This window comes from Kitasatospora sp. NPDC036755 (assembly GCF_040636595.1).
GTDB lineage: Bacteria > Actinomycetota > Actinomycetes > Streptomycetales > Streptomycetaceae > Kitasatospora.
Genome location: NZ_JBEZUT010000326.1, coordinates 1 through 9,817, shown reverse-complemented (window position 1 = coordinate 9,817; position 9,817 = coordinate 1). Strand labels below are relative to the sequence as shown.

The 9,817-nt window shown below is 72.6% G+C and carries 8 protein-coding genes and 1 tRNA gene; 8 read left to right on the top strand and 1 reads right to left on the bottom strand.

Going from position 1 to position 9,817, the window contains the following annotated elements:
* Positions 1-735, top strand: a 735-nt coding sequence (locus AB0E96_RS33485; protein WP_359829561.1) for a trypsin-like peptidase domain-containing protein, incomplete at its 5' end; no start/stop codon positions are given.
* Positions 736-879: 144 nt separating this feature from the next.
* Here the strand turns inward: AB0E96_RS33485 and AB0E96_RS33480 are convergent.
* Positions 880-951: transfer RNA gene (locus tag AB0E96_RS33480), tRNA-Arg, on the bottom strand.
* Positions 952-1,138: 187 nt separating this feature from the next.
* Here AB0E96_RS33480 and AB0E96_RS33475 point away from each other — a divergent pair.
* The 7 genes from AB0E96_RS33475 to AB0E96_RS33445 form a co-directional block, all read left to right on the top strand.
* On the top strand, positions 1,139-1,618 hold the full coding sequence (locus tag AB0E96_RS33475; protein ID WP_359829562.1) for a response regulator: 480 nt from the start codon (positions 1,139-1,141) through the stop codon (positions 1,616-1,618).
* An 84-nt stretch (positions 1,619-1,702) separates the two neighbouring features.
* Positions 1,703-3,364: an arginine--tRNA ligase gene (gene argS, locus AB0E96_RS33470; RefSeq protein ID WP_359829560.1), complete on the top strand. Its 1,662-nt coding sequence runs from the start codon at positions 1,703-1,705 to the stop codon at positions 3,362-3,364.
* 163 nt (positions 3,365-3,527) lie between these two features.
* A complete protein-coding gene (gene lysA / locus AB0E96_RS33465; protein ID WP_359829559.1) occupies positions 3,528-4,919 on the top strand; it encodes a diaminopimelate decarboxylase in 1,392 nt (463 codons plus the stop codon).
* Between the two features lie 138 nt (positions 4,920-5,057).
* Positions 5,058-6,350, top strand: a complete 1,293-nt coding sequence (locus AB0E96_RS33460) for a homoserine dehydrogenase (protein ID WP_359829558.1) — start codon at positions 5,058-5,060, stop codon at positions 6,348-6,350.
* Between the two features lie 9 nt (positions 6,351-6,359).
* Positions 6,360-7,460 (top strand): threonine synthase, encoded by a 1,101-nt coding sequence (thrC, locus tag AB0E96_RS33455; RefSeq protein ID WP_359829557.1) that lies wholly within the window; start codon positions 6,360-6,362, stop codon positions 7,458-7,460.
* Positions 7,461-7,822: 362 nt separating this feature from the next.
* Positions 7,823-8,761 carry a homoserine kinase gene (gene thrB, locus AB0E96_RS33450; RefSeq protein WP_359829556.1) on the top strand — a complete coding sequence of 313 codons (939 nt, stop codon included), beginning with the start codon at positions 7,823-7,825 and terminating at the stop codon, positions 8,759-8,761.
* 605 nt (positions 8,762-9,366) lie between these two features.
* Positions 9,367-9,817, top strand: a 451-nt coding sequence (locus tag AB0E96_RS33445; protein ID WP_359829555.1) for a Rho termination factor N-terminal domain-containing protein, incomplete at its 3' end; no start/stop codon positions are given.

The following is a 9,817-nucleotide window of genomic DNA, read 5'->3' as shown; positions in this document are numbered from 1 at the left end:
CCCACGCCCGCCGGGACCCCGACCGCCGCCCCGGCGACGCCCGCCCCGGCTGCCACGACGGCCGCGCCCGCCACCCACGTCGCCCTCGGCACCACCGACGTCGCCCCGGCCGGCGACCGCGAGGCCGGGACGGTCGGCGCGCTGTTCAACGGCGCGGTCGGGGCGGGCGGCCACTTCTGCACCGCCAGCGTGCTGCACAGCCCCACCGGCAACCTGCTGCTGACCGCCGCGCACTGCCTCAGCAGCACCGACGGCGTCACCTTCGTCCCCGGCTACCGCGACGGCTCCGCGCCGTACGGCACCTGGCAGGTGACCGCCGTGCACACCACCGCCGGCTGGTCCCAGAAGGGCGACGTGGACGAGGACTTCGCGATCCTGGAGACCGCCCCGAGCGGCGGCCGCAACGTCGAGGACGTGGTCGGCGGCAACCGGCTGGGCACCGACGAGCCGTTCGACGCGACCGTCCGGCTCTACGGCTACCCCGCCGACTCCGAGGCGCCCGTCCTGTGCACCAACACCACCGGGCAGCAGAGCGCCTACCAGCGGGTGGTCCACTGCCCGGCCTACCCGGGCGGCACCAGCGGCGGACCCTGGATCAACACCGCCACCGGCGACGTGATCGGCGCGATCGGCGGCTACCAGCAGGGCGGCGACACCGACGACATCTCGTACAGCGCCTACTTCGACCACACCATCGCCGAGCTCTGCGCCCAGGTCGGGGCGGCCGCCTCCTGAGCCCCCGGGCCTCCGCCCCGGGAGCGGGGCGGGCCCTCCGGCCGGCCGGGGCCGAACGGGCCCGCCCGGCCCCGGAACATGACGAAGGCCCAGATCCGTGGATCAACTCCACTGATCTGGGCCTCAGTCGCACTTCCTGCGAAGTGCCCCCGGTAGGATTCGAACCTACGCACCCGCCTCCGGAGGGCGGTGCTCTATCCCCTGAGCTACGGGGGCCTACTGGCCTGTCGGGCGCTCGCGCTTCCGACATGAAGAACAGTAGCAGGTGTGACCACCGGTCCGTGCACGGGTTTCCCGGAAGATCGTCCGGGCGGTGGCGGCGGCCGGGGAGCGGACGGGGCGGAAGTGCCCAAAGGCCGGACGGGGCGGTGGGGCCGCCGATACCCTCGGTGAGGTGTCGGGAGTGTCCGGGCGGGTCCTCGTGGTGGACGACAGCGAGGTGATCCGCCAGCTGATCAGGGTCAACCTGGAGCTCGAGGGCTTCGAGGTGGTGACCGCCGCCGACGGCGCCGAGTGCCTGGAGGTCATCCGCCGGGTGCAGCCCGACGTGGTGACGCTGGACGTGGTGATGCCGCGGCTGGACGGCCTGCGGACGGCGGCCCGGCTGCGGGCGACCCCGGACACCAGCCGGCTGCCGATCGCGATCGTGAGCGCCTGCACCCCGGCGGACCTCGACCTGGGGGAGACGGTCGGGGTGGACGGCTACCTCGGCAAGCCCTTCGACCCGGCCGACCTGGTGGCCCTGGTGCGGCGCCTGATGCGGCTCACCGGACAGGCCGACGGACAGGCCGACGGGCGGACCGGGGGGCAGGCCGGGGAGCGGACCGCCGGATCGCCCGATGCAGTTCGCCCAGAGCGAACAGAGCGCACCGATCGCGGCTGAGACCCCCGGAACCACGGCGCCCGGGCGTCTCAACGGGCAAACCGAGTGGCGGGCGGGTACCCCGTCTCGCCTACGCTTGGCGTCGTGACCCCCGCAGACCTTTCCCAGGCAATCCAGGCCGCAGTGAGCTCCGCCGTCGAGGCGGGCGAGCTGGCCGTCGCCGTGCCCGAGCACGTGACGGTCGACCGGCCCAAGAACAGGGACCACGGCGACTACGCGACCAACGTGGCCCTCCAGCTCGCCAAGGCGGCCGGCAAGCCGCCGCGAGCCGTTGCCGAACTGCTGGTCGAGCGCCTGCGAGGGATCACCGGCGTCGCCAAGGTCGACATCGCCGGTCCGGGCTTCCTGAACATCACCCTGGACACCGCCACCGCCGGCGCGCTGGCGCGCACCGTCGTCGAGGCGGGCGAGGCCTACGGCCGCAACGAGGCCCTCAAGGGCCTGAAGATCAACCTGGAGTTCGTCTCCGCCAACCCGACCGGCCCGATCCACATCGGCGGCGTCCGCTGGGCGGCCGTCGGCGACTCGCTGGCGCGCGTGCTGCGGGCCTCCGGCGCCGACGTCACCACCGAGTACTACCTCAACGACGCCGGTGTGCAGATCACCAAGTTCGCCGCCTCCCTGCAGGCCGCCGCGAACGGCCGCGAGGTGCCCGAGGGCGGCTACGTCGGCGAGTACATCGTCGACATCGCCAAGACCCTCACCGACGCCGTCCCCGGCGTGCTCGACCTGCCCGAGGCCGAGCAGCTGGAGGTCTTCCGCACCGAGGGCCTCAAGCTCATGGTCGCCGAGATCCAGCGCTCGATGGAGGAGTTCGGCACCCACTTCGACGTGTGGTTCTCGGAGAAGACGCTGCACGACTCCGGCGCGGTCGAGACGGCCATCGACCGGCTGCGCGAGCAGGGCCACGTCTTCGAGCAGGACGGCGCGGTCTTCCTGCGCACCACCGACTTCGGCGACGACAAGGACCGCGTCCTGATCAAGGCCGACGGCGACAAGACCTACTTCGCCGCCGACGCCGCGTACTACCTGTCCAAGCGGGACCGCGGCGCCGAGGTCGCGCTCTACATGCTGGGCGCCGACCACCACGGCTACGTCAACCGCCTCAAGGCCATCTCGGCCTGCGCGGGCGACGACATGGACCGCAACATCGAGGTGAAGATCGGCCAGTTCGTGAAGATGCTTCGCGACGGCGAAGAGGTCCGCATGTCCAAGCGGGCCGGCAACATCATCACGATCGACGACGTGGTCGAGTGGATCGGCGTCGACGCCGCCCGCTACACCCTGGCGCGCTCCTCCACGGACTCGACGATCACGCTGGACATCAACCTGCTGACCAGCCAGACGACCGAGAACCCGGTCTTCTACGTCCAGTACGCCCACACCCGGATGTGCGGCGTCGCGCGCAAGGCCGCCGAGCTGGGCGTGGACAAGGGCACGGCCGAGCAGTTCAAACCCGAGCTGCTCGCCACCGAGTGGGAGTCCGACGTGCTCGGCCACCTCGCGGAGTTCCCGCGGGTGCTGGCCACGGCCGGCGAGCTGCGCGAGCCGCACCGGGTCGCGCGCTACCTGGAGGACCTCGCGGGCAAGTACCACCGCCTGTACGAGAACTGCATGTTCCTGCCCAAGGGCGACGAGGAGCTCAACGACACGCACCGCGCCCGCCTCTGGCTGGTCGAGGCGACGCGCACCGTGCTCGCCAACGGCCTCACGCTCCTGGGCGTGACGGCGCCCGAGCGGATGTAGGCACCACCCCCAAGCGCACAGCGGGGGCGGCTGACGGTCAACGGGGACCGTCGCCGCCCCTCGCCATAGGTCTCGAAGGAACCCAGCACATGAGCGAGCTCAGCGAGCGAACCATCAGGGCGGTGCCCGGCGAAGGCCCCGTCGAGCGAAGCGAGGCGGGAGCATGAGCCGTTCCGCGCACCCCGCAGGCCCCCGCCACGGTGACGTCCTGCCCGAGGGCCACTACCAGGCCCCGCCCGCCGACCTGAACGCGCTCGACCCCAAGGTCTGGGCGCGCACCGTCGCCCGGAACGGCGAGGGCGTGGCCACCGTCGGCGGCGTCGACGTCAAGCGGCTGGCCGCCGAGTTCGGCACCCCCGCGTACGTGCTGGACGAGGAGGACTTCCGCTCCCGGGCACGCGCCTGGCGGGACGCCTTCGGCGCCGAGGCGGACGTCTACTACGCCGGCAAGGCCTTCCTCTCCAAGGCCGTGGTGCGCTGGCTGCACGAGGAGGGCCTCAACCTCGACGTGTGCAGCCCGGGCGAGCTGGCCGTCGCGCTGGCCGCCGGGATGCCGCCGCAGCGGATCGCGCTGCACGGCAACAACAAGTCCGCGGACGAGCTGGAACACGCGGTGAAGACCGGGGTCGGGCACGTCGTGGTCGACTCCTACGAGGAGATCGAGCGCCTGGCCGCGATCGCCGCCCGCCAGGGCGTGCGCCAGCGGGTGCTGATCCGGATCACCGTCGGCGTCGAGGCGCACACCCACGAGTTCATCGCCACCGCGCACGAGGACCAGAAGTTCGGTCTGTCCCTCACCGGGGGAGCGGCGGCCGAGGCGGTGCGCCGGGTGCTCGGCCACGACAGCCTGGAGCTGCGCGGCATCCACTCGCACATCGGCTCGCAGATCTTCGACATGGCCGGCTTCGAGGTGGCCGCCCGCCGGGTGGTCGGGCTGCTGGCCGGGATCCGCGACGAGCACGGCGTCGAGCTGCCCGAGATCGACCTCGGCGGCGGCCTCGGCATCGCGTACACCAGCGAGGACGACCCGCGCGAGCCGGCCGAGATCGCGGCCGCGCTGGCCGACATCGTCCGCCGCGAGTGCGCCGCCGCGCACCTGGACGCCCCCCGGCTGAGCGTGGAGCCGGGCCGGGCGATCGTCGGCCCGACGGCGTTCACGCTGTACGAGGTCGGCACCGTCAAGCCGCTGGAGGGTCTGCGCACCTACGTCAGCGTGGACGGCGGGATGTCCGACAACATCCGCACCGCGCTGTACGACGCCGAGTACTCGGTGGCCCTGGTGTCGCGCACCAGCGACGCGGAGCCGATGCTGGTGCGGGTGGTCGGGAAGCACTGCGAGTCCGGCGACATCGTCGTCCGGGACGCCTTCCTGCCGGCCGACCTCGTCCCGGGCGACCTCATCGCGGTGCCCGCCACCGGCGCCTACTGCCGTTCGATGGCGAGCAATTACAACCACGCCCTCAAGCCCCCCGTGCTCGCCGTCAAGGACGGTGCGGCCCGGGTGATCGTCCGGCGGGAGACGGAGGAGGATCTCCTGCGTCTGGATATCGGATGACGAAATTCTCGTCTCAGATCATGGAACGACCGTAGATCCGTACGGAAAGTCCCGGAGACTGGTACGGACCGAAGTTCCCGGCGGCCAAGGAAAACCCGCCGGGAATTACCGAAGCAGAAGAATGCAGAGCGGAGTCGGATGATGCGTACGCGCCCGCTGAAGGTGGCGTTGCTGGGTTGTGGTGTGGTGGGCTCCGAGGTGGCGCGCATCATGACGACGACGGCCGACGACCTCGCCGCTCGCATCGGCGCTCCGGTCGAACTGGCCGGGATCGCGGTCCGCCGGGCCGGGCGGACCCGCCCGGGCGTCCCGGAGCACCTGATCACCACCGACGCCGAGGCCCTGGTCAACCGGGGCGACATCGACGTGGTGGTCGAGGTGGTGGGCGGCATCGAGCCGTCCAAATCGCTGATCCTGTCCGCGTTCGCGCGGGGCGCCTCGGTGGTCAGCGCCAACAAGGCGCTGCTCGCCAAGGACGGCACCGAGCTGCACGCCGCGGCCGCCGGGGCCGGGGTCGACCTGTACTACGAGGCCGCCGTGGCGGGCGCGATCCCGCTGCTGCGCCCGCTGCGCGAGTCCCTCGCCGGCGACAAGGTCAACCGGGTGCTGGGGATCGTCAACGGCACCACCAACTTCATCCTCGACAAGATGGACACCACCGGCGCCGGCTACTCGGAGGCGCTGGAGGAGGCCACCGCGCTGGGCTACGCCGAGGCCGACCCGACGGCCGACGTCGAGGGCTTCGACGCCGCCGCCAAGGCCGCGATCCTGGCCGGCATCGCCTTCCACACCAAGGTCACCGCGGCGGACGTCTACCGCGAGGGCATCACCGAGGTGACGGCGGCCGACATCGCCTCCGCCAAGGAGATGGGCTGCGTGGTCAAGCTGCTCGCGATCTGCGAGCGGGCCGCGGACGGCGAGTCCGTCACCGCGCGCGTCCACCCGGCGATGATCCCGCTGTCGCACCCGCTGGCCTCCGTCCGCGAGGCGTACAACGCGGTGTTCGTCGAGGCCGAGGCGGCCGGCCGGCTGATGTTCTACGGCCCCGGCGCGGGCGGCTCGCCGACCGCCTCCGCGGTGCTCGGCGACCTGGTCGCGGTCTGCCGCAACAAGGTGGCCGGCACCACCGGCCCCGGCGACTCGGTGTACACCCGGCTGCCGGCCAAGCCGATGGACGAGGTGGTCACCCGCTACCACGTCAGCCTGGACGTGGACGACCGCGCGGGCGTGCTCGCCCAGGTGGCGTCCGTCTTCGCCGAGCACGGCGTCTCCATCGACACCGTGCGCCAGCAGGGCCGCGACGGCGACGCCTCGCTCGTCGTGGTCACCCACCGTGCCACCGACGCCGCGCTGTCGGCGACGGTCGACAAGCTCCGCGCGCTGGACAGCGTGCGGGACGTGGCCAGCATCATGCGGGTCGAAGGGGAATAAGGAACAGCCATGAACGCCGTTGCCGAGAACGTCGTCCGAGGCGCGCACACCCACCAGTGGCGCGGCCTGATCGAGGAGTACCGGGACCGCCTGCCGGTCACCGCGGCCACCCCGGTGGTCACCCTGCTGGAGGGCGGCACGCCCCTGGTCCCCGCCCAGGTGCTGTCCGAGCGCACCGGCTGCGAGGTCTACCTCAAGGTCGAGGGCGCCAACCCGACCGGGTCCTTCAAGGACCGCGGGATGACGATGGCCATCTCCAAGGCCAAGGAGGAGGGCGCGCAGGCGGTCATCTGCGCGTCCACCGGCAACACCTCGGCCTCCGCCGCCGCGTACGCGGTGCGGGCCGGGATGGTCTCCGCCGTGCTCGTCCCGCAGGGCAAGATCGCCCTCGGCAAGATGGGCCAGGCGCTGGTGCACGGCGCCCGGATCCTCCAGGTCGACGGGAACTTCGACGACTGCCTCACCCTCGCGCGTGAACTGTCCGAGAAGTACCCGGTGGCCCTGGTCAACTCGGTCAACCCGGTGCGGATCGAGGGCCAGAAGACCGCGGCCTTCGAGATCGTCGACATGCTCGGCGACGCCCCGGACATCCATGTCCTGCCGGTCGGCAACGCGGGCAACATCACCGCGTACTGGAAGGGCTACCGCGAGTACTCCGCGGACGGCCTGGCCACCCGCACCCCGCGGATGTGGGGCTTCCAGGCCTCCGGCTCGGCGCCCATCGTGGACGGCGCGCCGGTGCTCAAGCCGCAGACCATCGCCACCGCGATCCGGATCGGCAACCCGGCCTCGTGGGACTTCGCGCTCGCCGCGCGGGACGAGTCCGGCGGCCTCATCGACAAGGTGACGGACCGTCAGATCCTGTCCGCCTACCGGCTGTTGGCCTCGCAGGAAGGCGTCTTCGTGGAGCCCGCCTCGGCCGCCTCGGTGGCCGGCCTGCTGGCCAAGGCGGAGGCCGGCCTGGTCGACCCGGGCCAGCGGATCGTCTGCACCGTGACCGGCAACGGCCTGAAGGACCCGGACTGGGCGGTGGCCGGTGCGCCGCAGCCCCAGATCGTCCCGATCGACCCGGAGGCCGCCGCCCGCAGCCTCGGACTGCTCGACCGGTAGAGGGGCCTGACACCTCGACGGGTCGACCCTTTCGGGGGTCGGCCCGTCGGAGTTCCCGACTGACACTTTTGTGTCAATCGGCCTGCGCATGGCGATCCCTTTCCGTCGCTCCCCCCGGCGGAGGGGGGTGCGCATTCCGGCCAGAACCGGCAACACACCAGATCGAAGGCCCACGGGGTGTACCGCTCGGGAACCTCTCTTCGATACTCTGGCCTCGGCCGTGCGGCACATGCCCCGGGCCCGGCGGGTCCGGGCCGAGCCGACCGCCGCGACCGCCCGCCCCGACGGGCCGTGGTCCGATCCCCACCCTCGCACCGACGACGCGCTCCGCGCCGCCCGATTTCCCCAGGAGAGTCCACCGCATGGCCGGTCCTGCGTTCCGTGCCGCCGCCGTCCGGGTCAGGGTTCCCGCGACCAGCGCCAACCTCGGCCCGGGTTTCGACGCCTTCGGGCTCGCGCTGGGTCTGTACGACGACGTGGTCGTCCGGGTCTCCGACTCCGGCCTGTCCGTCGACATCGCGGGCGAGGGTGCCGACACGCTTCCGCGCGACGAGCGCCACCTGCTGGTCCGCTCGATGCGCGCCGCCTTCGACCGGCTCGGCGGCCAGCCGCGGGGCCTCGAAGTGGTCTGCGCCAACCGGATACCGCACGGCCGCGGCCTCGGCTCCTCCTCGGCCGCCATCTGCGCCGGCATCGTGGCCGCCCGAGCGGTGACCATCGGCGGTCCGTCCGCGCTGGACGACGACGCGCTGCTGGCCCTCGCCTCCGAGCTGGAGGGCCACCCGGACAACGTCGCGGCCTGCCTGCGCGGCAACTTCACCATCGCCTGGACCGACGAGGAGTCGGCCAAGGCGATCGCGCTGGAGCCGTCCGAGCAGGTCGTCCCGGTGGTGTTCGTACCGGCCGGCGAGGTGCTCACCGAGACCGCGCGCGGACTGCTGCCGAAGACCGTCCCGCTGGCCGACGCGGCCGTCAACGCGGGCCGCTCCGCACTGCTGGTGGAGGCGCTGACCCGGCGCCCCGAACTGCTCCTCGCCGCCACCGAGGACCGGCTCCACCAGGACTACCGCTCCTCCGCCATGCCGGACAGCGCCGCACTGGTCGGCGCACTGCGCGCCGAGGGCGTTCCCGCGGTCATCTCCGGGGCCGGACCGACCGTCCTGGCGCTCACCGACGAGGCGGGCGCGGACAAGGTGCTCTCCTTCGCCGGGCACCACGGCCACGGCGGCGACCCGGCGTTCGCCGCGCACCGGCTGGACGTCGACCGCACCGGGGCCGTCGTGCTCCCGCTGGACGTCTGAGCAGCCCGAACGGGCCGTCCGGGGCCCGGCACCGGCACCCTGCCGAGCCGGCCCCGACGGACACGATTGGCAAGCGCAAGGCTGGGGAATGTCTGAGGGGGTCGGTAGTGTTAACCTCATTGCTGCACCAGGTGCCCTCCGGGGCTAGGTGCGCCGCGTCCCGATCCCAGCACTCCACGGCAGTGGAGTCCCGGCGATGCACGGGGCGACGATTCTCCGGGAGCCCACCGCAGCGCGTACGCAGCCTGCCTGCGCGACATGCGGCCGCATCCCGAAGCCGTGACACGGCACCTGACTCCCACCCGCGGCCTCCCACCTAGAGGCCAGGACGGGCGGAGCGCGGGCCACCGTCACGCGACGGGGGCCCGGGATTCGCAGGGAGCGTGGGGGTTACGCCCTCAGGGGAGGTCGACACACGACCGGCCCACGCGCCACTTTGCACCACCGTGCTTCATGCACCGCACCTCGTACGTAGCTCTCCCTCGACGGGCTCCCGCCATTCGAGGGATCACCGCCTCGGACCGACGCAGTCGAGCGTTGGTCAGGACAGCACAACCGGTCGCCGAGCCAGACAGGCCGACGTCCGCTCCAGGGAAGGACCCTTAGTGAGCGACTCCACCGATCTGATGGGCGCGCGCCCGGACGCCGACGCGTCGGACGCAGCCGCCCCCGCTGCCCCGGCGCGGCGCCGCCGCAGTGCCGCCGCGGGCCTGGACGGCATGGTCCTGGCCGAGCTCCAGAAGCTCGCCGCGGATCTTGGCATCACCGGTACCGGACGCATGCGCAAGAGCCAGCTGATCGAGACCATCAAGGAGAAGAGCGGCGGGGACCCGCTGCTCGCCGCCGGTGGCACCGCCGCCCCGGCCGCCAAGCGCACCGCCGCCAAGGCGGACGCCGAGGCCCCGGCCGAGAAGCCGGCCCGCCGCACCAAGGCCGCCGCCAAGGCCCCGGCCGAGGCTCCGGCCGAGGCCGCCGAGCCGCAGGCCCAGATCGAGATCCCGGTCCAGGCCGCCGCCGAGACCGCCGCGCCGGCCCGCGCCGAGCGCACCCGCCGCC

Coding starts and splice junctions, on each gene's coding strand:
- lysA (WP_359829559.1), top strand. CDS start 3,528: ATGAGCCGTTCCGCGCACCCCGCAGGCCCCCGCCACGGTGACGTCCTG.
- AB0E96_RS33460 (WP_359829558.1), top strand. CDS start 5,058: ATGATGCGTACGCGCCCGCTGAAGGTGGCGTTGCTGGGTTGTGGTGTG.
- thrB (WP_359829556.1), top strand. CDS start 7,823: ATGGCCGGTCCTGCGTTCCGTGCCGCCGCCGTCCGGGTCAGGGTTCCC.
- thrC (WP_359829557.1), top strand. CDS start 6,360: ATGAACGCCGTTGCCGAGAACGTCGTCCGAGGCGCGCACACCCACCAG.